Source organism: Pseudomonas sp. S2_C03, from assembly GCF_054668405.1.
Genome location: NZ_CP162766.1, coordinates 1,899,682 through 1,926,053 on the forward strand (window position 1 = coordinate 1,899,682; position 26,372 = coordinate 1,926,053).

At 61.5% G+C, this 26,372-nt stretch carries 30 protein-coding genes and 1 pseudogene; 13 read left to right on the plus strand and 18 right to left on the minus strand.

Translation table 11 applies throughout. The annotated features are described in order from the left end of the window. The first annotated feature begins 3 nt into the window (after positions 1 to 3). From nrdD to AB4N64_RS08660, 4 genes and pseudogenes are all read left to right on the plus strand, one after another. Positions 4 to 171: an anaerobic ribonucleoside-triphosphate reductase gene (gene nrdD / locus AB4N64_RS08645; RefSeq protein ID WP_460124205.1), complete on the plus strand. Its 168-nt coding sequence runs from the start codon at positions 4 to 6 to the stop codon at positions 169 to 171. Then, positions 168 to 863 carry an anaerobic ribonucleoside-triphosphate reductase activating protein gene (locus AB4N64_RS08650; protein ID WP_460124208.1) on the plus strand — a complete coding sequence of 232 codons (696 nt, stop codon included), beginning with the start codon at positions 168 to 170 and terminating at the stop codon, positions 861 to 863. The genes nrdD and AB4N64_RS08650 overlap by 4 nt, the downstream gene beginning before the upstream one ends. A gap of 74 nt (positions 864 to 937) precedes the next feature. Further along, positions 938 to 1,459: pseudogene (locus tag AB4N64_RS08655) on the plus strand (MCP four helix bundle domain-containing protein); the annotation flags it as partial. A 393-nt stretch (positions 1,460 to 1,852) separates the two neighbouring features. Then, positions 1,853 to 2,557, plus strand: coding sequence for a methyl-accepting chemotaxis protein (locus AB4N64_RS08660; RefSeq protein WP_460126674.1), 705 nt, complete (start codon positions 1,853 to 1,855; stop codon positions 2,555 to 2,557). Between the two features lie 148 nt (positions 2,558 to 2,705). Here AB4N64_RS08660 and AB4N64_RS08665 read toward each other — a convergent pair whose 3' ends face one another. From AB4N64_RS08665 to AB4N64_RS08685, 5 genes are all read right to left on the minus strand, one after another. Then, positions 2,706 to 4,085, minus strand: coding sequence for a 4Fe-4S binding protein (locus AB4N64_RS08665; RefSeq protein WP_460124211.1), 1,380 nt, complete (start codon positions 4,083 to 4,085; stop codon positions 2,706 to 2,708). Beyond that, a complete protein-coding gene (locus tag AB4N64_RS08670) occupies positions 4,073 to 4,927 on the minus strand; it encodes an FTR1 family iron permease (RefSeq protein ID WP_460124214.1) in 855 nt (284 codons plus the stop codon). The genes AB4N64_RS08665 and AB4N64_RS08670 overlap by 13 nt, the downstream gene beginning before the upstream one ends. Positions 4,928 to 4,943: 16 nt before the next feature. Further along, positions 4,944 to 5,273 (minus strand): cupredoxin domain-containing protein, encoded by a 330-nt coding sequence (locus tag AB4N64_RS08675; RefSeq protein WP_460124217.1) that lies wholly within the window; start codon positions 5,271 to 5,273, stop codon positions 4,944 to 4,946. 1 nt (position 5,274) lies between these two features. Further along, a complete protein-coding gene (locus tag AB4N64_RS08680) occupies positions 5,275 to 5,805 on the minus strand; it encodes an iron transporter (protein ID WP_460124220.1) in 531 nt (176 codons plus the stop codon). Between the two features lie 88 nt (positions 5,806 to 5,893). Then, positions 5,894 to 6,232: a hypothetical protein gene (locus AB4N64_RS08685; protein WP_460124223.1), complete on the minus strand. Its 339-nt coding sequence runs from the start codon at positions 6,230 to 6,232 to the stop codon at positions 5,894 to 5,896. A 154-nt stretch (positions 6,233 to 6,386) separates the two neighbouring features. Between AB4N64_RS08685 and AB4N64_RS08690 the strand changes: the two genes are divergently transcribed. The 3 genes from AB4N64_RS08690 to AB4N64_RS08700 all read left to right on the plus strand — a co-directional run bounded on the left by AB4N64_RS08690 (position 6,387) and on the right by AB4N64_RS08700 (position 8,731). Continuing rightward, complete coding sequence (locus tag AB4N64_RS08690) at positions 6,387 to 6,617, plus strand: DUF3079 domain-containing protein (RefSeq protein ID WP_460124226.1); 231 nt, start codon at positions 6,387 to 6,389, stop codon at positions 6,615 to 6,617. A gap of 282 nt (positions 6,618 to 6,899) precedes the next feature. Continuing rightward, positions 6,900 to 8,288, plus strand: coding sequence for an ATPase domain-containing protein (locus AB4N64_RS08695; RefSeq protein WP_460124229.1), 1,389 nt, complete (start codon positions 6,900 to 6,902; stop codon positions 8,286 to 8,288). Between the two features lie 83 nt (positions 8,289 to 8,371). Next, positions 8,372 to 8,731, plus strand: coding sequence for a response regulator (locus tag AB4N64_RS08700; RefSeq protein ID WP_460126676.1), 360 nt, complete (start codon positions 8,372 to 8,374; stop codon positions 8,729 to 8,731). A 135-nt stretch (positions 8,732 to 8,866) separates the two neighbouring features. Here the strand turns inward: AB4N64_RS08700 and AB4N64_RS08705 are convergent, their stop codons facing one another. Continuing rightward, positions 8,867 to 9,679 carry a formate/nitrite transporter family protein gene (locus AB4N64_RS08705; RefSeq protein ID WP_460124232.1) on the minus strand — a complete coding sequence of 271 codons (813 nt, stop codon included), beginning with the start codon at positions 9,677 to 9,679 and terminating at the stop codon, positions 8,867 to 8,869. A 40-nt stretch (positions 9,680 to 9,719) separates the two neighbouring features. Continuing rightward, complete coding sequence (cynS, locus tag AB4N64_RS08710; protein ID WP_460124234.1) at positions 9,720 to 10,160, minus strand: cyanase; 441 nt, start codon at positions 10,158 to 10,160, stop codon at positions 9,720 to 9,722. A gap of 229 nt (positions 10,161 to 10,389) precedes the next feature. Between cynS and AB4N64_RS08715 the strand changes: the two genes are divergently transcribed. Next, on the plus strand, positions 10,390 to 12,291 hold the full coding sequence (locus AB4N64_RS08715; RefSeq protein WP_460124237.1) for a sigma-54 interaction domain-containing protein: 1,902 nt from the start codon (positions 10,390 to 10,392) through the stop codon (positions 12,289 to 12,291). Between the two features lie 70 nt (positions 12,292 to 12,361). Here AB4N64_RS08715 and AB4N64_RS08720 read toward each other — a convergent pair whose 3' ends face one another. From AB4N64_RS08720 to AB4N64_RS08735, 4 genes are all read right to left on the minus strand, one after another. Further along, the gene (locus AB4N64_RS08720) at positions 12,362 to 12,643 is read right to left on the minus strand and encodes a type II toxin-antitoxin system RelE/ParE family toxin (protein ID WP_460124240.1); all 282 of its coding nucleotides are present in this window, start codon (positions 12,641 to 12,643) and stop codon (positions 12,362 to 12,364) included. Next, a complete protein-coding gene (locus AB4N64_RS08725) occupies positions 12,643 to 12,915 on the minus strand; it encodes a CopG family ribbon-helix-helix protein (protein WP_460124243.1) in 273 nt (90 codons plus the stop codon). The genes AB4N64_RS08720 and AB4N64_RS08725 overlap by 1 nt, the downstream gene beginning before the upstream one ends. Positions 12,916 to 13,045: 130 nt before the next feature. Further along, positions 13,046 to 13,972, minus strand: a complete 927-nt coding sequence (locus AB4N64_RS08730) for an AEC family transporter (RefSeq protein WP_460124246.1) — start codon at positions 13,970 to 13,972, stop codon at positions 13,046 to 13,048. A 167-nt stretch (positions 13,973 to 14,139) separates the two neighbouring features. Next, on the minus strand, positions 14,140 to 15,015 hold the full coding sequence (locus tag AB4N64_RS08735) for a LysR substrate-binding domain-containing protein (protein WP_460124249.1): 876 nt from the start codon (positions 15,013 to 15,015) through the stop codon (positions 14,140 to 14,142). Between the two features lie 166 nt (positions 15,016 to 15,181). Here AB4N64_RS08735 and AB4N64_RS08740 point away from each other — a divergent pair, with 166 nt between their 5' ends. After that, entirely contained in the window at positions 15,182 to 15,382 is a 201-nt protein-coding gene (locus tag AB4N64_RS08740) for a hypothetical protein (protein ID WP_460124252.1), read from the plus strand. Positions 15,383 to 15,396: 14 nt separating this feature from the next. On the opposite strand, the gene AB4N64_RS08745 is transcribed toward AB4N64_RS08740, so the two are convergent. Then, positions 15,397 to 16,146 (minus strand): SDR family oxidoreductase, encoded by a 750-nt coding sequence (locus AB4N64_RS08745; protein ID WP_460124255.1) that lies wholly within the window; start codon positions 16,144 to 16,146, stop codon positions 15,397 to 15,399. A gap of 100 nt (positions 16,147 to 16,246) precedes the next feature. Between AB4N64_RS08745 and AB4N64_RS08750 the strand changes: the two genes are divergently transcribed. After that, entirely contained in the window at positions 16,247 to 17,182 is a 936-nt protein-coding gene (locus AB4N64_RS08750) for a LysR family transcriptional regulator (RefSeq protein ID WP_460124258.1), read from the plus strand. 12 nt (positions 17,183 to 17,194) lie between these two features. Here the strand turns inward: AB4N64_RS08750 and AB4N64_RS08755 are convergent, their stop codons facing one another. Beyond that, the gene (locus tag AB4N64_RS08755) at positions 17,195 to 18,079 is read right to left on the minus strand and encodes an NAD(P)/FAD-dependent oxidoreductase (protein WP_460124261.1); all 885 of its coding nucleotides are present in this window, start codon (positions 18,077 to 18,079) and stop codon (positions 17,195 to 17,197) included. Positions 18,080 to 18,218: 139 nt separating this feature from the next. On the opposite strand from AB4N64_RS08755, the gene AB4N64_RS08760 reads away from it, so the two are divergent. After that, complete coding sequence (locus AB4N64_RS08760) at positions 18,219 to 18,647, plus strand: Rrf2 family transcriptional regulator (RefSeq protein WP_460124264.1); 429 nt, start codon at positions 18,219 to 18,221, stop codon at positions 18,645 to 18,647. 65 nt (positions 18,648 to 18,712) lie between these two features. Here the strand turns inward: AB4N64_RS08760 and AB4N64_RS08765 are convergent, their stop codons facing one another. The 4 genes from AB4N64_RS08765 to AB4N64_RS08780 all read right to left on the minus strand — a co-directional run bounded on the left by AB4N64_RS08765 (position 18,713) and on the right by AB4N64_RS08780 (position 22,944). After that, entirely contained in the window at positions 18,713 to 18,847 is a 135-nt protein-coding gene (locus tag AB4N64_RS08765; RefSeq protein ID WP_460124267.1) for a hypothetical protein, read from the minus strand. Positions 18,848 to 18,959: 112 nt separating this feature from the next. After that, on the minus strand, positions 18,960 to 21,197 hold the full coding sequence (locus tag AB4N64_RS08770) for a xanthine dehydrogenase family protein molybdopterin-binding subunit (RefSeq protein ID WP_460124269.1): 2,238 nt from the start codon (positions 21,195 to 21,197) through the stop codon (positions 18,960 to 18,962). Beyond that, a complete protein-coding gene (locus AB4N64_RS08775) occupies positions 21,194 to 21,667 on the minus strand; it encodes a (2Fe-2S)-binding protein (protein ID WP_460124272.1) in 474 nt (157 codons plus the stop codon). Before AB4N64_RS08775 ends, AB4N64_RS08770 begins: the two co-directional genes overlap by 4 nt. Next, the gene (locus AB4N64_RS08780; protein ID WP_460124275.1) at positions 21,664 to 22,944 is read right to left on the minus strand and encodes a c-type cytochrome; all 1,281 of its coding nucleotides are present in this window, start codon (positions 22,942 to 22,944) and stop codon (positions 21,664 to 21,666) included. Before AB4N64_RS08780 ends, AB4N64_RS08775 begins: the two co-directional genes overlap by 4 nt. A gap of 282 nt (positions 22,945 to 23,226) precedes the next feature. On the opposite strand from AB4N64_RS08780, the gene AB4N64_RS08785 reads away from it, so the two are divergent. Together AB4N64_RS08785 and AB4N64_RS08790 are read left to right on the plus strand one after the other, a co-directional pair. Continuing rightward, entirely contained in the window at positions 23,227 to 24,426 is a 1,200-nt protein-coding gene (locus tag AB4N64_RS08785; protein WP_460124277.1) for an MFS transporter, read from the plus strand. 82 nt (positions 24,427 to 24,508) lie between these two features. Then, entirely contained in the window at positions 24,509 to 25,423 is a 915-nt protein-coding gene (locus tag AB4N64_RS08790; RefSeq protein WP_460124280.1) for a LysR family transcriptional regulator, read from the plus strand. A 183-nt stretch (positions 25,424 to 25,606) separates the two neighbouring features. On the opposite strand, the gene AB4N64_RS08795 is transcribed toward AB4N64_RS08790, so the two are convergent. Continuing rightward, on the minus strand, positions 25,607 to 26,281 hold the full coding sequence (locus tag AB4N64_RS08795) for a polysaccharide lyase family 7 protein (protein ID WP_460124283.1): 675 nt from the start codon (positions 26,279 to 26,281) through the stop codon (positions 25,607 to 25,609). Between the last annotated feature and the right edge of the window lie 91 nt (positions 26,282 to 26,372).

The following is a 26,372-nucleotide window of genomic DNA, read 5'->3' on the forward strand; positions in this document are numbered from 1 at the left end:
ACCATGACTGCATCGCAAACCCTGCCACAGGCTCAACGTCAACGCTGCGAAGTCTGGACCCGCGTGATGGGTTACCACCGTCCGGTGTCGGCGTTCAACCCCGGCAAACAGTCCGAGCACCGCGAGCGCGTCCATTTCACCGAGTGCTCGGCTGCGGCCGGGCGTCAATGAGTCGAGTGATCCGGGTCGGGGGCATGGTGCCCCTGACCACCATCGACTATCCGGGGCAACTCGCCTGCGTGCTGTTCTGCCAGGGGTGCGCCTGGCGTTGTCGGTACTGCCATAACCCGCAACTGATCCCGCCTCGGGGCACCGAGGAAGTGGATTGGCGGCGGGTCATCGCGTTTCTGCAACGCCGTCAGGATCTGCTCGATGCCGTGGTGTTCAGTGGGGGCGAGCCGACGTTGCAGGACTGTCTGCTCGGGGCCATGGATGAAGTGCGGGCCATGGGTTTTCGCATCGGCCTGCACAGTGCCGGGATCAAGCCGGCGGCCTTTGCCAAGGCACTGGAAGGGGCGGATTGGGTGGGGTTCGACGTCAAGGCGCTGCCCGAGGACACCCAGGCGATCACCCGGGTCGAGGGCAGCGGCACCGCCAACTGGCGCAGCCTCCAATACCTGCTGGCCAGTGGCGTTGACTATGAATGTCGCACCACCGTGCACTGGCATCTGTTCGAACCCGAACGCCTGCTGGTGCTTGCCCAGCGCCTGAGTGCCCTGGGCGTCAAACGGTTCGCTGTCCAACTGGTGCGCACCGAGCGGATGTTCGACCCCTTGTTGTCGAGCGTTTCGGCACAGGCCTTGCTACCCGATCTTTGGGACGCGATGCGCGAGCTGTTTCCGGTCTTCGTTTTGCGGGGGTGACCGGGACGGCACAGCCCAACCATGATGTTCAAATGCGCTGCCTTCGGGCAGGTATCAAACGGGGAGCATTTGATATGGCTAAATTATCCACGGCACAACGTATCGTGATCGGCTTTGCAATTGCACCGCTGGCACTGATGGGGATTGCGTTTTACGCGTTGAATGACCTGGCGACGCTCAAGCAGCAGTCGGAGGTCATCGTCAAACAGGACTGGCCGAAAATCGAGCCGATGATGGTGATCGCCACCGGCGTTCGCGACAACGCCAGAAACACGCGGGATCTGTTGATCAGCAAAGATAACCTGCAAGCTCAACAGTCGATCGATTCCACTAAAAAACGCATCACCCAGGCCTTCGAAACCCTTGCGCCGTTGTTCGACCTGCCCGAGGGAAAGGCAGCCTATACGGCATTGAAAAAGAATCGCGAAGCGTACGTTGCCGCGTTCACGCAGGTGCAGGTATTGATCGGGCAAGGCGCGACCGATGACGCCATGGCCCAACTCAAGCAAAAGGTCATCCCGGCCGAGCTTGAGGTGTACCGCAGCCTGGATGAGTTGATGGCGCTACAGGGAAGAATATTCTCCGACCGTGAGCAGTCGGCGCAGCAGTTGTACAGCGAGGCGCGGCGCAACATGCTCGGCCTGTTTGTGTTTTGTGTCGCCCTGGTCATCGGCGCTGCGATCATTGTCACCCGCAGCGTGACTAGGCCCCTGGGCGGTGAACCGAATGATGCCGCGCGGGTTCTGAGCCAGATCGCCGAGGGTGACCTGACGACTGAGGTGCCGGTGAGTTCCAGCAGCGCCGGCAGCGTGATGATGAACATGCGCCAGATGCAGCAGAACCTCAACACCATGGTCAAGCACATCGCAGGCTCGGTGGATCGGGTCGCGAGCTCTTCCGAGGAACTCAGCGCCGTCAGCAGCCAGACCGCCAGCAACCTGCAATTGCAGGGGCAGGAGATCGAGCAGGCTGCGGCTGCCGTCAACCAGATGACCGCCGCCGTGGATGAAGTGGCGCGCAATGCGGTCAGCACCTCCGAGGCTTCGCGGCAATCCGAGCAAACCGCGCATCGGGGACGTGAACAGGTCCAGGAAACGGTCGCCTCGATTGGCGTGCTGGCGGATGGCGTCATCGAGACCTCCCAACGGATTGAACAACTGGCTGGCCGGGTCCAGGACATCAGCAAAGTGCTGGACGTGATTCGTGGCATTGCAGGCCAGACCAATCTGCTGGCTCTCAATGCGGCGATCGAGGCGGCGCGGGCCGGGGAAGCCGGGCGCGGCTTTGCGGTGGTGGCCGATGAAGTGCGGGCGCTGGCGCAGCGCACCCAGGAATCGACCCAGGAAATCGAACAGATGATCGACAATGTTCGCCAGGACAGCGGCCTTGCGGTGACCGCCATGCAGGGCAGCAACGATTTGGTCCAGTCCACCCTGGAAGTCGCGCGCCGTTCCGGTGAAGCGCTGGATCAGATCACTCGGTCCATCTCACAAATCAACGAGCGCAACATGATGATTGCCAGTGCCACCGAACAGCAGGCGCTGGTGGCCCGGGAAGTGGACCGCAACCTGGTGAGCATCCGCAGCTTATCCGAGCAGGTCCTGCTCGGTGCCCAACACACTGACAGCGCTGGCCAGGAGCTGGCACAAATGGCCGGCGACCTGCATCAGACGGTGGCGCGGTTCAAAGTCTAGATCGCGTTTTTCTCTGACACCCCAATCCCCCTGTAGGAGCGAGCATGCTCGCGATGGAGGTCAACGATAACGCGGGCTGCCTGGATGCCCGTGTTGTCCCTGCCTCCATCGCGAGCATGCTCGCTCCTACAGGGAATGGGGGAAGTCATCAGGCCCAACCCCAAAACTGCAACCACCAGCCGTACCCGATCAATCCGCTGGCCAGCATCAGGCAGGTGCCGGCAGCCAGTCGTCTTGGCACGGGCAGTCGTTGCCGGTTCAGGCGCTTGTACCCCAGCAGCACACTCCAACCCACCGCCGCGATCAGCAAGCAGGCCCTGGCCGGTTGCACCCACTCCAGCAGCAACCCTTCATAACGAAGTAGCTTCACGGTGGTCGCCGACAAGCCAAGAAACAGTCCCGCACCACCCAGGGGCGTGAGGGTCAGCGCCAGGGGCCAATACAGTGCGCGATCACCGGCCAGTCGGGCGGCCAGGCGCATGAGGATCAGCAATGCCGTGCCGAGTACCAGCGAACTCACCCCCAGGTAAGCCATGATGCTGAACCCGTCGAGCCAGCTGAAACTGTCATTGAGCTGCGGGTAATGGGTGAGCAGCCACCAGGGCGCATTGTCGTCCAGGGCCCACAGTTGATCATGCTCCACCAGCCATTGCGCAAGGCTTTGCTTGAGGGCGATGAACCACGGGCTGACCGTCCACTGAAAGGCGCCCATCGCCAGGCCGATCACGCCGAACAGCAACAGGCGCACGTCCCAGGCGGAAACGCTTTGTGTCGTCGAGTCGAGGATTTCCTGATTGCTCGAGCGGGCGATCAATTGCACTGCGCCACGCTGGCCGCTGCAACGCCCGCAGGCATGGCAGTCGCTGGCGCCGCGCAGGCGGCGAATGTCCAGCAGCGGCGCACAGTTGGGCGGTGGCTGGCGGGGGGCGGCGTTTTCCACCCAGCGTTGTTCATCGACGTGAAAGTGCACCGGCGCAAGGCGGGCGAGCAGGGCGAACACGCCGCTGACCGGGCACAGGTAACGGCACCAGATGCGCTTGCCCCGGGCGAACAGCAAGCCGACGACCACTGCCGCCACAGTCGAGCCGCCCAGGATCAACAGCGCCGCTTGCGCGTAGTCATAGACGCTGATCAGTTGGCCATAGAGGGTGGTCAGGCAGAACGCCAGGGTCGGCCAACCGCCCCAGCGGACCCAGCGTGGCACGCCCATGCCTTTGCCGTACTGGCTGGCCCATTCGCTGAGCGAACCTTCCGGACACAACACGCCACACCACACTCGGCCGAACAGCACGATCGACAGCAGCACGAACGGCCACCAGAGACCCCAGAACAGAAACTGCGCGAACAGGGTCAGGTTATCCAGCATCCGCGCCTGGCTGTCCGGCAGTGGCAGCAGCGCCGGGATCACCAGCAGCAAGGCATAGAACAGCACGACAAACCACTGCACCGCCCGAATGACGGGGGCGTGATGACGCATCCCGTCTCCCAGGCGCTGCAACCAGCGGTTGCGCCAGGTCAGTTCAGGCATGGGACTTTGTCCGCGGTTCGCAGCCGTAGCCAGCCACCGACCAGCAACCAATAACCCAGCCATGCGAGCACGGCAAGGGCGCTGGGCGTGGCCCGGTAACCGGTGAAACTGGCAAGAAAACCACCCATGCCATGGCTGTCGCTGAGCAAGGCGTTGCTGTCCCACAGCGCATCACCGGCAAGGCTGTAGACCCACTCCGGCACGTCCATGGCGAGCAGTTGGCCGCCCACCCGCTCGATGCCGCTGACCAGCAACGCCGCGCCGAGCAGTAGCAGGATCGTCTCGCTGATGGCAAAGAATCGTTGCCACGAGATAAACCGGCGACTGCCATGCAGCACGACGATGGTCAGCGCTGACAGCACCAGGCCGAGCGCGCCACCGATGGCGAACAGACCCAACTGCGGGCCACGCAATTGCGCCCCGGCGCCATACAGGAACACCACGGTTTCACTGCCTTCGCGGCTCACCGCGAGCAGCGCCAACAGCAACAGGCCCCAGCCACCTTGCCGGGACATCTTGCTGTCGGCATCGCGCAGCAGGTCCTGCTTGAGCGTGCGTCCATGGCGGTGCATCCAGCTGACCATTTGCACGATCAACAGGCTGGCGATCAAGGCGAGCGCAGCCTGGAACCATTCACTGGCCGGTCCGCTCATGGCGCTGCCCGCCAACAGGATCAGCCCGGCCAGCAGGCCGGAAAACAACAGCCCCAGCACCACCCCGGCCCAAAGAAACTTGACCAGTCGGCTGCCCTGGCTCTGTTGGCTGATCCAGGCCTGGAGAATGCCGATGACCAGCAGCGCCTCGACACTTTCCCGCCAGACGATGAACATTGATTGATTCATGAGAACTCCGTACGGGTTATTTCGCGAGAATGCTGCCTTCGGGCAATTGCGTATTGAACTCGTCGAAGAACGGGTATTGGCCAGGTTTAAGCGGATGGATGACCACGAATGTGGTCACCCCGGGCGAGAGCACCTTTTCCACTCGCAGCGGTGTGCTCTCGAACTCGGCAGGCCCCTGGCCGATGTTTTTCAAGATGATCTTGAAGCGCTGTCCCGCCTGCACCTCGAGCACGGCGGGGGTGAAATGACCATCGTTGAGGCTCAGTTCATAGCTCGGCAGCTCGGCCTGGGCGGCCAGCGGTGCCAGGGTTGCGGCCAGCAGCAGGGCCAGCGGCAGGCGCTTCATCTCAGTAACCGCCTTTTTTACCGATGCCGGCGTAGACGAACTCGTAGTTCAGCTCGCACTTGTCGAACCATGGGGCGACGCCGGTTTCCTTGTCGGTGTGACGACCCAGTGCAGCATGGCCGCTCGGTGGCAGGACGGTGAAGGTCAGTTGGTATTTGCCAGGGCCGAGCAATTTGACGTTATCGCCGTAGTGGGGGCCGTCGTTGGCCACCATGGCGTGGAAATCGCCCTTGAGCTCCTGCTCGCCGCCGACCTTTTTCAGCTTGAACGAGACGTTGAGGTACGGCACGAAACTGCCTTCCTGGAAGCCGTTACGGTTGTCCGCAGTGGCACGGATGTCGGCTTCCAGGTGCACGTCGGAATCCGCGGTGGCACGCATCATGCCGGCGGGTTCCATTTCAATCGGCTGCAAGTAGACCGCCCCGACCTCCAGCCCAGCGCACATCTGCGGCGATCCGATCGGGTATTCCTTCGCATGGGCCAATGGTGCGAGCAGGAGCAGGGCGAGTGACAGCGAGAACGGGGTACGCATGGTGACTTCCTGGGGACTTTGGAAAGAGGAACCCGAGTCTAGGAAGCTTCACTGCGAACAATAATGATTGTTATCAAGTTTTGAGCATTTAAACCTCAATTTCCTCCCGTCGACGGAAACGTTCGGCGCGCTCAACGCTGTGGGTCATGTGGTCCGCTGCGTGAATAGTCAGCGGGTGTTGCGTGAAACCGGATCGTGGGGAAATGAAATCGGCCATTTCCCGGGCTATCGCCCGTTGGCGCTCCGAGCCTTCGGCCAGCAGGGCGATGACCAGGTTTTCCAGGGCAATCACCCTGACCCGCAGGTGCACCAGCTCCGCGTTGGTCAAGGCGGGTGGGGCCGTGAACGCTTCGTGCTCGGCGACGTCTTGATCGTCCCATGTGGACAGTGGCGGCGGATTCTGGGTGGCAGGATTCTTGTTAAGCATCGCGACTCTCCGGTCTGTATCAGGCGAGACAAGCTTAGCCCGAGGAATGTGAAGCGTGTAAGGGTGTTGGGTGTCCATTCTTGACGTGAGTCAAGGCTGGCGGCAGTTCAAGGTTGTAGGGTGGGAATACGCCCCTTGAAGATCGGAGCACGGCATGGCCAAGAATTTCCCCGTCAATCCCAGCCACCCGGAACGCATCTGCTGGGGGTGTGATCGGTATTGTCCGGCGAAATCCCTGGCCTGCGGTAACGGCGCCGATCGCACCATGCACCCGGTGGAAATGTTCGGCGAGGATTGGGCTGAGCCCAATGACTGGGGGATTGACGCGGTGATTGCGACGGACCGGCCGGCGGGGGAGCGAGTAAAGGACGATTCGACCGCCTGAACCTGTTCGGCCCCTTCCTGCAGATCAAACAGAATGCCGCTCATTGAGCGGCATTTTTGCGTCTGACGACTGCCCTTTTTGACCTGCGGTGGTCCCAGTCTCGTCAAGTCCCATTCTCCCTGCACGAACGACGAAAACGGTTGTCTGCTTTACGCGGGCGATGCTTTTGTACAGGTTTTTCAGGCGTGTGGGTTACACTCGGTAAAACACTCGTCGCAAACGCGTTCCACCAGCGCAACAGGTTATTTTGGCACCCGGTGAAGATCAGTGGAGGGATCAGCGTTGAATCAGCTTAAACGTCTTGAAAGTGGGATCGAAGGCCTCGATACCCTGTTGAAGGGAGGCCTGATCGCCGGCGCGTCCTACATCATTCAAGGACGGCCAGGATCGGGCAAGACCATCCTGGCGAACCAGATCGGTTTCAACCACATCAAGCGTGATGGTCACGTTCTTTTTGCGACCCTGCTCGCGGAACCCCATGACCGGCTCTTCCAATTCCTCTCTACCCTGAGCTTCTACGATAAGGCCGAAGTCAATCAAAGGATTCAGTTCGTCAGCGCGTTCGACACGCTGGAAAACGACGGTCTGGATGCGGTGGTCAAGCTGCTGCGCCGAGAGATCAGTCGGCAGAAATCCAGCCTGTTGATTCTGGACGGGTTGCTCAATGCACGCTCCAAGGCCGAGTCGCCGCTGGACACCAAGCAGTTCATCTCCGAGTTGCAGGGGCACGCAGCCTTTGCCGGTTGCACCGTGCTGTTCCTGACCAGCTCGCAGCTTGATGACGGCAGCCCGGAGCATACGATGGTGGACGGCGTCATCGAGATGGGCGAGGAGTCGGTGGCCTCCAAGGCTGTCCGCCGGATCAGGTTGCGCAAAACCCGTGGCAGTGGCGCCATTGCAGGTCCGCACGAGTTCGAAATCACTGAAAACGGCATCACCGTTTATCCGCGCATCGAAAGTATCCTGACCGGTCCGGCGCTGATTGACACGGGTGAGTTCGATCTGGTCAGCAGTGGCATCCCCACCCTTGATACGCGGATTGGCGGCGGGTTGATGTCTTCTTCGGTGTCGCTGGTCATGGGACCGTCGGGTGCAGGTAAAACGTCGCTGGGCGCCCAATTCCTCGCAGGCTCCACGCCGCAGGCGCCGGGCCTGTATTTCGGTTTCCACGAATCGCCCTCACGCCTGCGCATGAAGGCCCAGGCGCTCGGTCACGACTTTACTGTCCTGGAACAATCAGGTGCGCTGCACCTGTCCTGGAACTCGGCGTCGGCCGGGCTCATCGATCGCCTGGCCTACGATCTGCTCTACACCGTCAAGGAAAAGGGGATCAAGCGCGTCTTTATCGACAGCTTGCTGGCCATGGCCAGGGTCTCGGTCGATCAGACCCGGGTGTTGGAGGTTTTTACGGCGGTATTGGGCGAGTTGCGTTCAAGGGATGTGACGGTTTTGGCCACCTGGGAAATCCAGCATCTTTTCAGCGATCATCCGATCATCTCGGCGCCCGAACTCTCCGGTGTCATGGATAACCTGTTGCTCATCCAGTTCGGCTACAAAGGTTCTGAACTTCAACGCCAGCTCTCCATTCTCAAGATCAGAGACAACGCCTATGACCCTTCGCTTCTCGAAGTCGTGATAGGCCATGCTGGAATCGAACTGAAAAAGGCCTGAGACATGCGAATGGCAATTTGTGGACGGCCAGATTGTGTATGTCGCTCGAGTTCCTCGGGGCTGATGTGGGATGTACGCGAAATATGACTACCATTCTCATCATCGACGACGAGTACCTGATCGCTGACATTTTGAGCTTCGCGCTTGAGGACGAGGGGTTCCTGACCGTAACGGCCGGAAGCGCACTCAAAGCACTCGACATTCTCGACCGGGAGCGGCCCGACCTCATCATCACCGACTTCATGATGCCGGGCATGACGGGGCTGGAGTTCGCCGAATCCATCAAGGCGAAAGACCAGTTCAGCAAGATACCCATCATGCTCATGAGCGGCGCGCAGGCCCATCTGGCCAACGAGCGGGCTGACCTGTTCGCCGATGTGTTCGCCAAGCCGTTTACGATCGACGCGGTGATCGCCAGTGTCAAGGCGATGGTCAAGCCTTGATGTCGTGGGGAGCGGGCCCCCCCCCACAAGGTTCGAAGCCCCGATGCACTTGTAGGCGCGAGCACGTCGAACCGTCGCGATGGTCGTCAACGATCATGCTGGCCGCCTGATACCCACGGCGGCCTGGCCGATGGATCAGCAAATCGCGCGCTTCGCCGCCGTCCTGATATGCGTGCTGTACAGCGTCAGGCCCGTAAAGGCCAGGCCACCGACCAGGTTGCCCAGTACCGTGGGGATCTCGTTCCAGATCATATAATCCATGATCGAGAAATTGCCGCCCATGATCATCGCGGACGGGAACAGGAACATGTTCACCACCGAGTGCTCGAAGCCCATGAAGAAGAACAGCATGATCGGCATCCACATGGCGATGACCTTGCCGCTGACCGAAGTAGAGATCATCGCGCCCACCACGCCCATCGACACCATCCAGTTGCACAGCATGCCGCGCAGGAAGATCGAGAACCAGCCGGCGACGCCGTAATGTGCGTAACCCAGGGTGCGGGCTTCGCCGATGTTGGCGATCTTGTCGCCCACGGCGCCCGGTGGTGCGTTGAAGCCGTAGGTGAAGATGAACGCCATCATGAACGCCACGGTCAACGCGCCGGCGAAATTGCCGAGGAACACCAACCCCCAATTCTGCAGGACGCGGCTGGCGGTGACGCCCGGTCGTTTGTCCAGCAGCGCCAGCGGGGTCAGGACGAACACGCCGGTGAGCAAGTCGAAGCCCATCAAATAAAGCATGGAAAAGCCCACGGGGAAGAGCACGGCGCCCAGCAGTGCTGAACCGGTCTGCACGGCGATGGTGACTGCGAACACCGCGGCCAGCGCGAGGATGGCACCCGCCATGTAGGCGCGGATCAATGTATCGCGGGTGGACATGTGGATCTTGGATTCGCCGGCATCGACCATTTTGGTGACGAATTCGAACGGCAATAGATAAGACATTGGATGACCCCTTGGCGAACGTTGCGAGAAGGTGAAGTCGTTACCAGGATCGGTAAGGCAGGAACTTGCCATTGAGGGTCACCAACACGCGGTCACCCTTGGGGTCTTCGATCTTGTCGACGTGCATGGAGAAGTCGATGGCGCTCATGATGCCGTCGCCGAATTTTTCCTGGATCACATCTTTCAGGGTCGGCCCGTAAACGCCCACCAGTTCGTACAGGCGATAGATCAGGGGGTCTTGGGGGATCGCCTGATCCCAGCCCTTGGTCGGGAAAACGGTCATCGCGGTCGCAACGTCGTCACCCAATTCCAGCGCCTGACAGAGTCGCGCTGCCACATCTGCCGGTGCGCTGTTCATCCCGTAACACACCGAAGCGACCCAGACCGGGGCTTTTTGCGCTGCGTCGGCGAGGCTGTCCCAGTTCAGATTCAGACGGGCCTTGGCGGCCATAATGGTATGGTGCATTTCGATTTTGTTCATGGGGCAACTCTCTTTCAGTGAAGTGAAAGAGGCGGGTGCTCCGCCTCCACTGCAGGGTCTATAGCGAGAGTCGTGCCAGTTTATTTCGTGATCCTAACTTGTTGATATATAAGTTAAATAAAGCAGAACTTGGCGCTGTTTGTGATAACGATATTTCGTCAATAACGAAATATGGTTAAATAAATACGATATTTCGTAATTATTCCTTCGTTTTTACAGTGGGTAGACCATGATCGCTGGCTTTCAAGATGATGCAATCGATCGCGCCTCGCAGGCGATGCTGGTGGTCGACCCGCGAACTGATTCGATGCTGCAGGCGAACACCGTCGCACTCGAACTGTTGGGGTGCTTGCCCGATGAACACTCCCCTCGGCGTTTCAGCCATTTCCTCGGCGAGGGGCTTTCGTTGTGGGTGAGTTTCAGCGATGAGGTGCTGACCCAGGGCCAGGCGTGGTCCGATGATCTGGTGCTGATTGACTTGAGCCGCCGCCAGCATCCGGTGGAGGTGAGCGCGAGTGCGTTGGCCGATGGCCACCGCATCCTGTTCACGATCCAGCGTCGCGATGTGCTCGAAACGCGGCGCAATCGCTCTGAAGCACGCCGTCAGCACCGCCTGGGCCATGTCGGCTGGGAGCGGATTTCCCAGGTTTTCGAGCGCATCGAGCAGCAGAACCGATTGATCCTCGGTGCAGTAGGCGAGGGCATCTACGGGCTCGATGCCAAGGGCCAGACCACCTTCATCAACCCGGCGGCCGAACGCATTCTGGGGTGGAGCGCCGCCGACATGGTGGGCCACGATGCGCACCAGTTGTTCCATCACAGCCATAGCGATGGCAGCTGCTTTGCGGTACAGGAGTGTCCGATCCACGCGTCGTTCAGCGACGGCCAGGTGCACCGGGTCGATCACGAGGTGTTCTGGCACAAGAACGGCGAGGCCATTGCCGTCGAGTACACCAGCACGCCGATTTTCGAGATGGGGCGGCTGGTGGGGGCGGTGGTGCTGTTTCGGGACATTCGCGAGCGTCAGCGCGCCGAGCAACGCTTGCGGGAGGCGCTCAACGAAGTCGAACAGCTCAAGCAACGCCTGGAGGTGGAAAATCAGTACCTGCAGGAAGAGATCAAGGCTGAGCGCAACCACCATGAAATCGTTGGCGAGAGCCCGGCGGTCCTTCACTTGATCCGCCAGATCGAACTGGTGGCGCCGACCGATGCCAACGTTCTGATCAATGGCGAGTCTGGCACCGGCAAGGAGCTGATTGCCCGGGCGATTCACGCGAGCAGCCGGCGCGCTGACCGCCCGCTGATTCGAGTCAACTGCGCGGCAATCCCCAGGGACCTGTTCGAGAGCGAATTTTTTGGCCATGTAAAAGGTGCCTTTACCGGGGCGGTGAATGCACGCATGGGGCGTTTCGAGCTGGCCGACGGCGGTACGCTGTTTCTCGATGAGGTGGGAGAAATCCCCCTGGAGTTGCAGGGCAAGTTGTTGCGCGTGCTCCAGGATCAACAGTTCGAGCGTGTCGGCGACAACGTCACGCGCGCGGTGGATGTGCGGGTCATCGCCGCGACCAACCGCGATCTGCGTGCGATGATCGCGGCGGGTGGTTTTCGCGAGGACCTGTATTTTCGCCTGAACGTGTTTCCTGTTCGCTCGGTGCCACTGCGCGAACGAATCGACGACATTCCCCTGTTGGCCAGCCACTTTTTGCGGCGGGCATCGTTGGCGTTCAACAAACCAGGTGTACGTCTGCCATTGGCCCAGGTTGAATTACTTAAGCGTTACCCGTGGCCTGGCAACATCCGTGAGCTGGAAAATGTGATCGAGCGACAGATGATCGTTTCCCAGGATGGTCGTTTGCATTTTGACGACCTGATGGCTTCCGGGGCGCGGGTTCCGGCGCCTGTTCGCGCAGAGCAGGCCGCGGCGGGTGAGCCGGTTGCCGATGAGCTGCTCCAACGGCAACTGCGAGCCAATACACTGGCGATGCTCAAACGCACGAGTGGCAAGGTGTCTGGTGAGGGCGGCGCGGCGCAGTTGCTGGGTGTCAAGCCAACGACCCTGGCGTCGAGGCTGCGCAAGTGGGGGATTGATCCTCGGGATTACAAGCCGGGACGGACGCGCCAGACGGATTAACCTGAGTGAGCTCACTCGCGACAGTCGTCAACGATAAAACCGGGAGCCTGATACCCCACGACGTCCCAGTTTACTGTTGACGATCTTCGCGCGTATGCCAAACGCGCAAAAGGTAAAGGGTGGCGTCCGTAATTTCATAGCGAATCTCATAGTGCCCGACCAGGATTCTGCGCACATCACGCGGGGCGAACTCTTCCAAACGTTCACCAATGCGTGGGTTGTTCAATAGAGCGGTCGGCGCAGCCGTGAGCTGCTGAACCGTGCGAGCTGCTGCGGGTTGGTTCACCGCTGCCAAAAAATCATAAAGGCGGGCAAGATCGGACAGCGCTTTGCTCGTCCACCTCAGCTCCATCAATGTGGCACCGGCAGCGGCTTATCCGTGCTGAGGCTTTCGGCCCAGGCCTGGACAGCCTGATGGTCGATCACGCGGCCGGCATCCACGTCGGCCAACGCTTCGCGGGTCAGGCGACTGCGCTCTTCCTCCTGATCAAGCCAATCGGAGAGGGCTTGCTTGACGATCCAGTTTTTTGACCGCTCCAGACGTTCGGCTATTTGATCAACGCGTTCTGCCAGCTCTACAGGGACATGAGCCGTGACGGATCGGGTTTTCGCGGTGACGGTCATTTTTGACTCCTTGGACAGACACTCATGAATCAGGCTATCCATCTTTCCTCATCGCTTATTCATTTTCAATCGCAGTGAATAATATCGCGTCATTCAATGATGAATGGCAGAGGGCAGACAGTTGCTCTCATTAGATCCAAGGGGTCAGCACAACGACTGCCACCGGCAGCGCCACACTGGCCAGCAAGGTTTGACTGGCGATGATCCCGGCCATCAGCGGTGCGTCGCCACCCAGTTGTCGCGCCATGATGTAGGACGATGAGGCTGTGGGCAGCGCCTGGAACACCAGGGCGGCGATGGCGGCGTTGCCGTTCAGCCCGGCGATGCGGCAGGCAAACAAGGTGACCACCGGCATCAGCAGGAACTTGAACGCGGACGAGTAGGCCACCGGTCGCACCCAACTGCGCACGGAACCCGGTTCCAGGGCCGCGCCAACGCAGAGCAAACCCAGCGGCAATGAGGCCATGCCCAATGCCTTGATGGCCGGTTCTATCCCGGCGGGCAGGCCCAGCCCAAGTGCCTGAAGCGATATTCCGCCGATGCAGGCCAGCACCAGCGGGTTGAGCGCCACTTGCCTCAACACCTTGGCTGCGGACATTCGACCGCCTGCACCGTATCGGGCGAATACCAATACGCACAGAATGTTCACCGTTGGCACGATGGCCGCATTGGCCACCGCTGCCAGTGCAATGCCCTGGGCACCGAACAAGCCGGCGACCGCCGAAACACCCACGTAGTTGTTGAAGCGTACGCCGCCCTGGAAAACGGACGTGAACGCCGGATCGTTGGCTCCAAGAAAACGCCGTGCGCCAACCAGCAGCGCGGCCACGGTCAGCGTTGAAAACACCAGCGCCGTGATCATGCCCTGGACCGGCACGTCGTCCAGTGTGGCGGTCGAAAGGCCGTGCACAAACAGGGCGGGCAGCAGCACGTAATAACCCAGGCGTTCGGCCTGAGCCCAGAAGGTGTCCGCCAGGAATTGGCTGTGCTTGAGCCAGGCGCCGAAGCCTATCAGGACAGCGATGGGCACCAGCGCCCACAACAATTCGCTGATCATGAGCGCGCCTGCTCAGTCAGTGGCGAGGGTTCGATCAGGCGAGAAGAGCGGTTGCGAGCGTACATGGGACCTGCCGTTGGCATTTGGACAGGTACACGATAAGAAGCCAGAGCCAGAAATAAAATCGATTAAAAATTCATCGACCAACAAGTATTTCTCATGGGTGGTCAGTGCGCGATCTGCTTCTGAATCACTTTTGCCAGCGCCACAGCCAGCCGGGCGCGGGGTCGGTCCTCACGTTCGAGCAGCACCACACGACGCGTACGTTGAGGTGAGCCAAAGGCCTGGATTTCAAGGTGCCCGAGTTGTTCGAGGTTGCGACTTGAAAGGGGCACCACGGCTACGCCCAGCCCCTGGGTCACCATCTGGATAATCGCTTCCTGGCTGTCCAGCTCCATCGTGGTCTGCACGCGCAGACGCATGCGCCGCAGTTCTCGTTCAATGGTGCGCCCCGCCCAGGCGCGGCGGTCAAAGCGAATGAACGGCTGCTGCTCCAGCATCTGCCGGGCGTGCAGTCCCGCCAACGCAGAAGGGGCAATGATCCAGAACCCTTCTTCATACAGGGTGGTACTCACCAGACCGTAGGGGTGAGGTTTCACCGGTTCGGTGGTGATGGCCACGTCGATATCGCCAGCCTCAAGCCGGGTCGCGAGTTCAGCGGACATGCCGGAGGCCACGGTAATGCGCAGATGAGGATGCTCGGCACCCAGGGCGGCCAGCGCCTGAGGCAGGATGCTGGTCAATGTCGTGGGGATGACGCCCAATTTCAACCGGCCACGCAATTCATTATCGCCGCCGATTTCCGACGCGATGCTGTCGTAGAGCGCGATGATTTCCCGGGCGCGCTCCACCGCCACGTGGCCGGCGTCGGTCAGGACCGGCAGCCGGCGCGAGCGGTCGAACAGCGAGGTGTTGAACGTTTCTTCCAGTGACTTGATGTGCAGGCTCACGGCCGACTGCGTGAGGTGAACGCTCTGCGCAGCCTGCACGAAAGAGCCGTGTTGAGCGATGGCCAGCAGGGTACGAAGCGCGCGTAGGGACATGGGGCAAGACTTGTCGGCGGAGTGTGTCGTCGATTCTGTCAGAGCCGGGCGCGACAGACGACAGGCAAAGTGCACTAACCGTTCGTCCATTGCCGGGCACTTGCCATGGAGGGCCGTCTCTCACGTTTAAGCGCGGAGGTCCCGCGCACCTGAACGGAGAGCGAACATGGACATTGACGAGAATGCACCCGGCAACCGGTCGCAGCAGGATGTGACCCGCACCACGGATAACGAAACCGGGCATGATCCCCGCAAAGACGAGTCCGAGGTGCCGCTGCCACCGGATGACGAAGCGCCCCTCGAAGAAGACATGTCGGACGTCGACGCCACCAATTCGGTGTCCAGCGAGCATCCAGAGCCCCGCTGACGGGTGTCTTCAGCTCACGTCAGCGACATCCCGCCATCAACCAACAGTTCGATGCCGTTAACGTACGCGCTTTCTGGCGATGCGAGGTAAAGCGCCGCGCGCGCCAGTTCTTCAGCTTTACCCAGGCGCCCGGCCGGGATCATGTCACCGAGCATTTTCAGGAAGTCCGGGCGCTGTTCGTCTGACACACCCAATTTGCCAATGATCGCCGTATCGACCGGGCCTGGGCTGAGCACGTTGACGCGGATGCGCCGTGCGCGCAGTTCCAGCGCCCAACTGCGGGCGAAGGCAGCGATGGCGGCTTTGCTGCCCGCGTACACCGCGTGATTCTCCAACACTTTGGTGGCAGCCAGTGAACTGGTCAGGATAATGCTGGCCCCGTCATGCAGCACCGGCGTGATCGACTGGACGCCAAAGAACACGCCGCGCGTATTGATGTTGAACTGGGCATCATAGACGTCCGGCGAAACCTGGTCGGACGGCTGCAAGGTGATGACCCCGGCGTTGGCCATGTAGATGTCCAGCCCGCCAAAGCGTTGCCTGACCTCGGCGGCTACGCTGTCATGATGTTCCAGGCTGGCCACATCGCCCTCGATGGCAATGGCGCCGTGGCCGATGGTTTCAATGGCCTGCTCCAGAACCGCCTTGCGCCGACCGGTGATGATCACCTGGGCGCCTTCCTGTGCGAAGAGGCAGGCGGATGCCAGGCCGATCCCGCTGTTGCCGCCGGTGATGACTGCTACTTTGCCTTCGAGGCGCTTCATACGCTGACTCCGATGATGGTTGTTTCGGCGTATTATCCGGCGCGGGTTTTCTGCAACCAGTCCTGAACAAGGCACATCAGTTGTGCTTCGGAGTCACAAGATGTCCAGCCTGTTGAGCCAGTCGAGCAGCCTCATTGCCTTTGTCCAGGTGGTGGAGGCGGGGTCTTTCAGTGCCGCGGCGCGCATCGCTGGCACCACGCCTTCGGCGATCTCCAAAGGCATCGCGCGGCTGGAGAAAAAGCTCAACGTCACCCTGTTCCGGCGCTCGACCCGAACCCTCAGCCTGACCCCCGACGGCCATCTGTTTTTCGAGCGCGTGGCGCCATTGCTGCGTGCGCTGGAGGACTCCGAGGATGCGATTCGGCCCACCGGAAACGTGCGCGGCCATCTGCGCGTGAGCATGCCCAGCGAGTTGGGGCGCTTGTTGCTGCCCAGGATTGGCGAGGCGTTTCTGGTGGATCATCCGCAGGTGGATGTCGACCTCAACCTGCTGGACCACCACGTCGACCTGATCAGTGAAGGCTACGACGTGATTTTCCGGGTGGGATCGCTTGGCGACAGCAATCTGCGGGCACGCACGCTGGCGCACTTGAACATGGCGTTGGTCGCGTCTCCCGACTTCCTGCGCAAGCGAGGCAATCCGCGCACAATCGATGATCTGCGCAACCTGCCTTTCGTGCGTTATCAATTGAACGGACGGACACTGCCCATCGTCTTCGCCAGCGGCGAAACGCTGCTGCCCAAGGGGCGAATCGGCCTGGATTCGGGCTTTGGCTTGCGCACGGCAGCGCTCGATGGAATGGGCGTGGCGTACTTGATGCGCTGCATCGTCCAGCAGGATCTCGAGGAAGGGCGGCTGGTGCAACTGCTGCCGGAGCAGGCGCTGCCATCGCTGGAGCTGCATGCGGTGCACGCGTTTGGTACCAACACGCCGATCAGGGTCAAGCTGTTCACGGATTTTGTGCAGGGCGAGGTCAGGCGCTTTGAGGCGATTGAGGCGCCGGACTCGCATCACCAGGCATCCGTGCCTGGATGATCGACACCCGCCTTAGCGAAACATCAACGACTGATGAGCCGCGCCCCCTGTACGCGCGCCATCCCCCACGGCAATTGCCACATTGCCAGCCGCCACTGCGGCGTCCCCACAGGCAAATACCCCGCGCACACTGGTCTCGCGCATCGCGTCGACCTTGATGAACGGACCCATCGGTCCGTCCTCGAAATCGCAGCCCAACAAGGCGGGCAGAGGGCTGGCCATTCGGGTGCGTGGCTGAGTGAACAGACCGGCCAGCTTGATCACCCGGCCGCTGGCGAGTGTCACGTCGGCCTGATCGCCATCGATGGACAGGACCGGTTCGGCCTCCACCTGCACGCCGCGTCGCTGCAATTGCGCCCATTGTTCGGCGTCGGGTTCGAACACGCCGTTGAGCAAAAATGTGGTGGGTCCCCAGTCAGGCAGCATCAATGCGTGGTGGATGGCCATCGGTGACGCGGCGAGCACGCCAATGGGGGCGCCGTCCAGTTCATAACCGTGGCAATACGGGCAATGAAACACACGCTTGCCCCAGCGTTGGGACAGGCCGGGCACCTCAGGCAACTCGTCGACCACGCCCGAAGAGAGGATCAGGCGCTTGGCGGCAAAGTGTTCGCCGTCTGCGGTTGTCACCGTGAATGTCTCGCCGTTTTGGGCGGCGTCGACCGCCGATTGTGTACGCCATTGCACGGTGGGATACGCCAGCAACTGGGCACGAGCCTCGTCGGCGATCAGGCCAGGGTGGCGCCCGTCCTGGCCGAGAAACCCGTGGGAATGATCGGCGAAGCGGTTGCGCCTTTTGCCGGCATCGATCACCAGCACCTTACGGCGCGCCCGCGCCAATTGCAGGCCTGCCGAAATGCCCGCATAGCTGCCGCCCACGATGATTACGTCGAACATGATGTTGTCTCCAAGGCTTGTTAGCCCGTTCAGGAAATTCAAGATACAACGTAAGTTACGTGAAGTCGGCGCGTCAATGGTCTTGTAACAATTATTGTTTCGTGGGAGGCTGCGAGCACCTACCCAGAACACGTCATCGATGAGAAACGACACTCGCCTGTCCCGCATGCTGCACGTGCTGATCCACATGGCGCGCCAGGACAAACCTGCAACGTCCGACACCATGGCGCAGATGCTCGGCACCAACCCGGTGGTGGTACGCCGTACCATGGCGCTGCTTAAGGAACAGGGGTATGTACGTTCTGAGAAAGGTCATCGGGGAGGGTGGACGCTGGCCAAACCCCTGGCCGACATCACGCTGCTGGACATCCACCAGGCGTTGGGCGGTGCATCGGTGTTCGCCATCGGCCTGGCGACCGACCACCCGCAATGCCTGGTGGAACAGGCGGTGAATGCGGCGCTGACCGATGCGTTCGATGCCGCGCAGACGCTGTTGCTGGAGCGCCTGGGCGATGTGACGCTGGAGCAACTGGCGAATGATTTCGAGGGGCGCTTCCAGGCGCTTTAGGCGGTTGCCATCGAAACCAGCGGCTCACGCAAGCTGAATGAGGAGCCGATGGCGGTCGTGCGGGGTCACGCCACCCTGCAAATCCAATGATGATCATGCCGATACGGCGCCCGAATGAACACGACATCGGCGACCAGTGTCATGCCGCGTTCCTGCAAGGCTTCGGTCAGTTGTACGAGTGTCTCTGCTTCGATAGTCATGGCTATTACCTCGTCAGATGTCCTGCGTGCATAATTCTTGACCGGACGGACAACCCGCTAATTCAATTTTTCTAACAGGGCGATTGAAGCAGGCCGAGTCCGCCGGGGCAGGTCAGGCGGGTTGGCCGGAGCGGGTCAGTGGCAAGTTCAGCCAGCGCCGTCCGGTCGCATTCGCCACGGCATTGCCGATAGCGGCAGCCATCGGCCCCTGGACGATTTCGGCGGCGCCCAGAAACGGTTGGCCTGGCTGGTCGAGCAGATGGACGTCGACTTTTTTCGGCACCTGGGAAAATCGCAGGATCGGGTAACCGCTCCAGTCATAACTGCGAATACCCCCGGCGTCATAGGCCACTTTTTCGTACAGCGTCCAACTGGCGGATTGGAGTATCCCGCCTTCTACCTGGTTGCGCAGGCCATCGGGGTTGACGATCTGGCCGACGTCGACCGCCGTCACCACCTGATCGATCTGGATTTCGCCGGTCTGCGGATGAACCTGCAAGCGCACCGCAAGCGCGCAGTAGCCCATGATGTTTTTGTAGCGGGCGAAAGCGAAACCGATACCGGCGCCCGGTTCATTGCGCTTGTGCGGCCAGCCGATGGCATCGCGCACCCGCTCCACTACCGCCCGTGCCCGCGGGTCCGCCAGATGATTCAGGCGCAAAGCGACCGGATCGATTCCAGCCTTGTTGGCCAATTCATCCATGCAGGCCTCGATGGCGAAAATGTTGATATGTGCACCCAGCGAGCGCATCGCCGAGGTGCGAAAGGGCATCTCGGTGACGAAGTTCATGTCGATGCGGGTGGAGGCCAATGTGTACAGCGGCACGGCATTGCGATCGCCGTCACCTTCGGGCTGGGCGATGGGGATCGACGGGGCCGAGGTGAAGGGGCGCGCCAGCAATCGCGCCGGCAACAAGCGGCCCGCATTGACGATGCGTTCGTTGTGCGGCGTGGTCCACAGTTCGTAGTTCCAGTCCTGCAAGCGACCCCGCGCATCCAGATTGGCGCGCACTTCGCTGATCATCGCCGAGCTGTAGGGCTCCCAGAGATTTTCCTGCTCGCGCATCCATTGCACCCGCACCGGCGTGCCCGGCATTCGCATGGCAATCAGCGCGGCGTCGGCCGCGGCATCGTCGGCGCCATTGTGGCCGTAGCAACCGGAGCCTTCGGCGTGGATGCAGCGCACGCGCTCAGGTGGGAGCCGGACCATTTCCGCGATGCCCGCGCGCAGGGGATAGACGCCTTGGGTGTGGGTCCAGACCGTCAACGTGCCGTCCTTGAACCAGGCCACGGCGCAGGAAGGGCCGATGGAGCCGTGCATCAGGTACTGCTTGGTTACCCGGGCTTGGTATGCGCCGTCCGTGACAGCCTGGGGCGTGCCCTCATGGCTGATTGGGTAACGGCGCGACGGCAGGTGTTCGAGCAAGGTGTGAATGTCGCGGGCCTCGGGGATTACCTGCCCGCCGCTCCAGCGTGCCGACTCATAACCGCTGCGCATCGCCTTGATCGCTTGCCATTCGTCACGGGCCACCACGGCCAGGTAATTGCCGTCGCGCATCACCTCGACAACACCGGGCAAGGCCTTGATCGAGCCGGCATCGAAGGCCTGCAGTGTGGAGCCTGGGCGCGGCGGGCGAATGACTCGGGCGTGCAGCATGCCGGGCAGACGGATGTCCTGAACGAAGGCAGGGCCACCGCTGACCTTGGCCGGAATGTCCAGGCGTTGCAGCGAATGACCGATCAGCTTGAAGGTTGCGGGCGGCATGCTGGGCGATTCGGATTTGGCGTAGAGGTGCAGATCGACGTTCCTGACGGCGTCGGCGTAGGTCATCCGCAGCCCGCTGGGGCCGTGTATGACCCCATCGGCCGTGGTCAGCAACGCTGCGGCGACGCCCCAGCTGCGACCGGCCGAGTCCATCAGCAACTCACGGACTTGCGCCGCCGCGTTGAACAACGCGGTGCCACTGTCGAAAATGCTGTGGCTGCCGGCGGTGTAGCCCTCGTTGGGGGTCAGCGCGGTGTCGGCGGTCAGCAGGGTGATGGCGGTCGGCGCCACTTCCAGGCGTTCAGCGGCAATTTGCAGCAACGCGGTTTTAACGCCCGTGCCCAATTCGACCTTGCCGGTGTAGACGGTGATGCCGTCATGACCGATGCGAATCCACGCATCGAGGTAGGGGTTGGTGCGCAGGCTGCCGGGCAAGTCCGGCGCCAACACCACCGTGCCCAGGGTATCGACTTCGGTATCTGCCCAGGCACGGCGCGCGGCGGGCATCAGGGTAAATGCCATCAGCAAGGCGCCGCCCCGCAGGAAGGCTCGGCGACTGGGGTTGTGTGCGTTGGCCTGGGTCATGCTGCGCTCCTGTTTTGCGCGGCGACCAGGCCAATCGCCTCGATGATGCGCAGGTGGGTGCCGCAACGGCACAGGTTCACCGACATGTGCTCGCGAATGGTCTGCTCGTCCGGCTGTGGGTTGTGTTCCAGCAATGCCTGTGCGCGCATCAGCATGCCGGCGATGCAGTAACCGCATTGCGCCGCCTGCCTGTCGATAAAGGCCTGTTGCAGCGGGCCCGGTTGCTCGGCAGAACCCAGGCTTTCAACGGTGCGCACCTGTTTGCCTTCAAGGCCGGCGCAAGGTGTCACGCAGGAAAACACCGGCTGGTCATCGACGATGACGGTGCAGGCGCCACACTGGCCCAGGCCGCAGCCGTATTTGGCGCCGTTGAGCCCCAGGTGATTGCGCAGCGCATAGAGCAGCGGCATGTCCGGCTCCAGCTCCAATGCCTGGGCGGAACCGTTGACGTTGAGCGTGACTTGAGTCATTTCGCCTCCTGACGTATCGCTTCAAGGGTGGAAGTAAGGTCGGTCCATGGCTTATCGGGCTGGGCTTGCTGGCGCAGGTACGCCGCCAGGGCGATGAGCTGGTCGTTGTCCAGGCTGGCCGCGAAGGGCGGCATGACGGGGCCGGGTTCGCCTGGGTTCGCGGGGATGCCTTCGAGCACGGTTTTCATGAAGTTGCGGGCGCTCGAACTTTGCAATGCGCTGGTGTGCGCGAGCGCCGGCCGCCCGTCAATCATCCGCATGGGCGCCGCCGAGGCATGGCAGCCCGCGCAGGCGCTGGCGAACAGCAAGGCGCCACTGTGCAAGTCGCTGGTTCCCGTACTCACCCGATCTGGATGAACTTCGCTGACCGAGGACTCGCCTGGCAGGCTCAACAGGTAGTCGGCAATCGCCTGGGCATCACTGACCGGCAAGCGCGCAATGCTCAGGCTGACGGGACGCATCGGCCCGGCGGCAGTGCCGTGTCCCTCGACCACTTCTGCGCGCAGGTAGCGCACCAACTGATCCTGGCGCCATGGGTTGGCGCGACGGGCCATGCCCAGCAGCGAAGGCGCTTCCCAGCCATCAACGCTGCCGCCCGCGAGGTATTCACCGGATTTCTCCGCCCCGATCAGGTTCAGCGGTGAATGGCAGCCGGCGCAGTGGCCGGGGCCGTCGACCAGATAGCCTCCGCGATTCCACGACGCGGATTGCTCGGTCGCCGCCTTCAAGGGCTCCCCGTGAAGAAACAGCAGGTTCCAGAACGACACCAGCGGGCGAATGTTCATCGGGAAGATCATGTGGTTCGCCACCGCGGGCGAATTCACGGCCGGGCCGCTCATCAGGTAGGCATAGGCGTCGGCGATGTCGCCCTCGCTCATGCGCCGATAGTGAACATAGGGGAATGCCGGGTACAGGAAATGGCCATCGCGAGCGATACCCTCACGCATCGCCCGCTCGAATGCCGGTAATGACCAGGCGCCAATGCCGGTCTGCGGATCGGGGGTGATGTTGGTGCTGAAGAGCGTGCCGAAGGGTGTCACCAGCGGCAATCCGCCTGCCAGATACTGGCCACCCGGACGGGTATGGCACACCGCGCAATCGCCGGCCTCGACTACCTGGGCACCGCGCTGAACTTGCAGGGAGTCGAACGTTTGAGGGCGTTCGATGGGGGCTATAGCGGGGCGCCATATCAACATGGCAGCGACAGACGCTCCGATGCAGGCAAGGGCCGCGATGCCGACCCACAAGCGCCTGGATGCGAGGAATCGGGCATTCATGGGCATTTGCAACGCGTGGGAACAACGGTGGATGAAGCCATCATGATCAGTTCCTTGAGCCGCCAGGGAAGGGCGCCGGTCAAAGCCCTGCGCCAGGTGCCCCAAGGTAGAGGACGCAGCGATGCCGGAGAATTGGCAGCTTGCGCAATAGCCCGTTGCGCCATCCGCAACGCCAGAGTCGTTGCGGATGGCGCATCACTGCGTTGCCCGGGAGACGGATTCTCGGTGCCGGGCAGGCCCCGTAGCCTTGCAACCACTTTCCCCACTCATTGAGGTTTCATCATGCTTACGGGCAACCCTGCAGCAGCGGTCAAGGTCGAACAGCCTGCTTCGCTCTCCGGCCTGATGGTCGCGTTCCTGGCGTTTTGCTGTGGCGCGGTCGTGGCCAACCTTTACTACGCACAACCCATTGTCGAGTTGATTGCGCCCCAAATCGGCTTGTCCAGCGCCAACGCCAGCCTGATCGTTTCCCTCACGCAATTTGGCTACGCACTGGGCCTGTTGTTGCTGGTACCGCTGGCCGACCTGATGGAAAACCGCCGCCTGGTGGTGGGTTTTACGCTCGCGGCGAGCGTGACGCTGCTGTGCGCCGGGCTGACCCATTCGCCGTCGATGTTCCTGGTGTTTTCCCTGCTGATCGGCCTCACCTCCGTGGCGGTGCAGATCCTCGTGCCGCTGGCCGCGCACCTGGCACCGGAAGCCACCCGTGGCCGGGTGGTGGGCAACATCATGAGCGGCCTGTTGCTGGGCATTCTGTTGTCGCGTCCGCTGTCGAGCCTGCTGGTGGAAGCGTTCGGCTGGCGTGGGGTGTTTTTCAGCGCTGCGGGCTTGATGACGGTTATTGCGCTGATCACTGCGCTGGTACTGCCGCGCCGTATGCCGACCCATCAGGCGACTTACCCCGCCTTGATCGGCTCGGTGTTTGCGCTGGTGCGTCGTCATTCGATCCTGCGTCAACGCTCGCTGTATCAGGGCCTGTTATTCGCCAGCTTCAGCCTGTTCTGGACCCTGGCGCCCATCGAGTTGATCCGCCACCACGGCTTCAGCCAGTCGCAAGTGGCGATCTTTGCACTGGTAGGCGCGGTGGGTGCGATTGCAGCGCCGATTGCCGGCCGCTTGGCCGATGCAGGCCATGGTCGTCGCGGCACGCTGGTTGCCCTGTTGCTGGCCCCGGCCGCGTTGATGATGGGTGCGTTGCCGGGTAGCGGCTACCTGTGGCTGGTGGTGTGTGCGGTGCTGCTGGACTTCGCCGTGCAACTGAGCATGGTGCTCGGTCAGCGCGAGGTGTACGCCATCGACCCGCACAGCCGGGCCCGTTTGAACGCGGTCTACATGACCAGCATCTTCGTCGGTGGTGCCCTGGGTTCGCTGGTGGCCAGCCCGCTTTATGAACATTTCGGCTGGCATCTGTCTGCGCTGGCCGTGGCATCGCTGCCGCTGTTGGCGCTGGTGATGTTCCTGGGGCGCAAGGCGAATGCCTGAGGCACTCAAGCACGGTCGTACAAAACGGCGGGCGAACGGTGATGCACAATCAGCGTCGCTCCCTTTCGACCGGACCCTGCTGATGGACAAGTTGCTGGCACTGAAGATGTTTGTTGAAACCGTACGTTGCGGTGGTTATTCCTCGGCGGCGCGCAAGCTCGGTATCTCGACCTCTTCGGTCACACGCCAGGTGGCGGGGCTGGAGCACGAACTGGGCGCCAGCCTGCTCAACCGCACCACGCGCAACACCAGCGTGACCGTAGCCGGGCAGGCCTATTTCGAGAAGGCGGTGGCCATCCTCGATGCCATTGACGAAGCCGACGCCGTGGTCGCCGACCGGGGCAGCGATGCGCAGGGAAGGTTGCGTATCAGCGTCCCGGTCGAGTTCGGCCGGCGCATCATCGCACCGCACCTCGGGCGCTTGCTCGACCGTCACCCGGGGTTGGAGATCAGCGTGTCGCTGAGCGATCAGGTGGGCGACCTGCTGAGCGAACAGATTGATGTCTCGGTGCGCCTTGGCTCCACGGTGGTCAGTGAAGACATTGTCAGCAAGCGCGTTGGGGCGTTCCAGCGATGGGTGGTGGCCAGCCCGGATTACCTGAAAGGACACACCACACCCTGCCATCCGCGAGACCTGCTCGAACATCAATGCCTGCGCTTCGACTACGGCGGCTCACACCAGCACTGGACGTTCCAGGGTGATGAGGAAGCCATCCAGCTCAATGTGCAGGGTCGCCTGCAAAGCAACAATGCCGACATTCTTCGCGAAGCGGCCATCGCCGGTGGCGGGGTCACGTTGCTGGCGGATTGGCTGGTGCGCGAGGACGTGATGGCCGGTCGCCTGGTGCGGTTGCTGGAGCAGTACGAGGTCAACCCCGGCAGCGCGAGCAGTTGCATCAACGCGTTGTATTTGCCCAATCACCGAGGGTCTAGCCGGATCAATGTGTTCATTGATTTTCTCGAGGAGATTCTCGAGCCGAAGGCGGGACCGTTGTAAGGTTTTGGTTTGCAGTTGGGTATCAGGGAATTGCTGATGTACGAAATTTCCTCACTCGCATAAGATCCCTACGTCCGCCCCGCCAGCTGTTTCAGAGAAATGCTGAGTGGCCGCAACTGGTCAGGGCGGGCTTATTTCTTGGAAGGGAAGATCGGGTGCCGGTCTTTCCCGGCTGTCAGCCTGTCAGGCGTGGGTGATCAGCAAGTCACTGATGATGCAGATCGAGCCATCCTCTGGCGGCGTAGCGTCAGTGTAATCAACCTGGTTGTAGACCCCACCGTGGAAACTGAACACCCGTGAGTTCCAGGAAGGGTCGAGCTGCAGGTCGCCAGACGTCCCGACGTTATTGTTGTAGTCGACCGTGACCCGCGCGATTCCGGCAGAAGCCACCTTGATGATGACCTGAAATTTACCCCCGAGTGGCACACCCTTCAGCAGCGTCGAATTGACCGGCGTCGTCTGGTCGAAACTCTGGCGAAATCCCATCGTGATATTCCCCTTCTGCCAGAACACCTTGATCGCCGGGCTGTCATCGCCCTTCACATGCATCTGCGATATGACGACCTTCTGAGCGGAATTGACCTTGGTGACCGTCATCTCCTGATAGTTGATATGGGTGGGTGCACTGGACAGCGACCAGTACACCGATTCCTTCCATTCACACCGCGTGCGGCGTGTGCTCTTGCTGGACGCGCCCCGGGTGGGCGCCGAAAGTTGCAGTGACCCGTCCGGCAGGACCGTCACCACACTGGGAAACTGAGCAATGGCCTGAGCACCATTGAGCTCAAGTGCAACCGGGTTGGTTGCGGATACGGCTACCGGTGTCGCGATCGTTAGATTACTGATGTTTACGCCCATGTTCCTTCTCCGAGCTGGTAAAAATCATTGGCCTGGCACGATTGCCTTCCAACCGTGTTGCGTATGTTGTGACTGGGGGAGAGAGGACCGT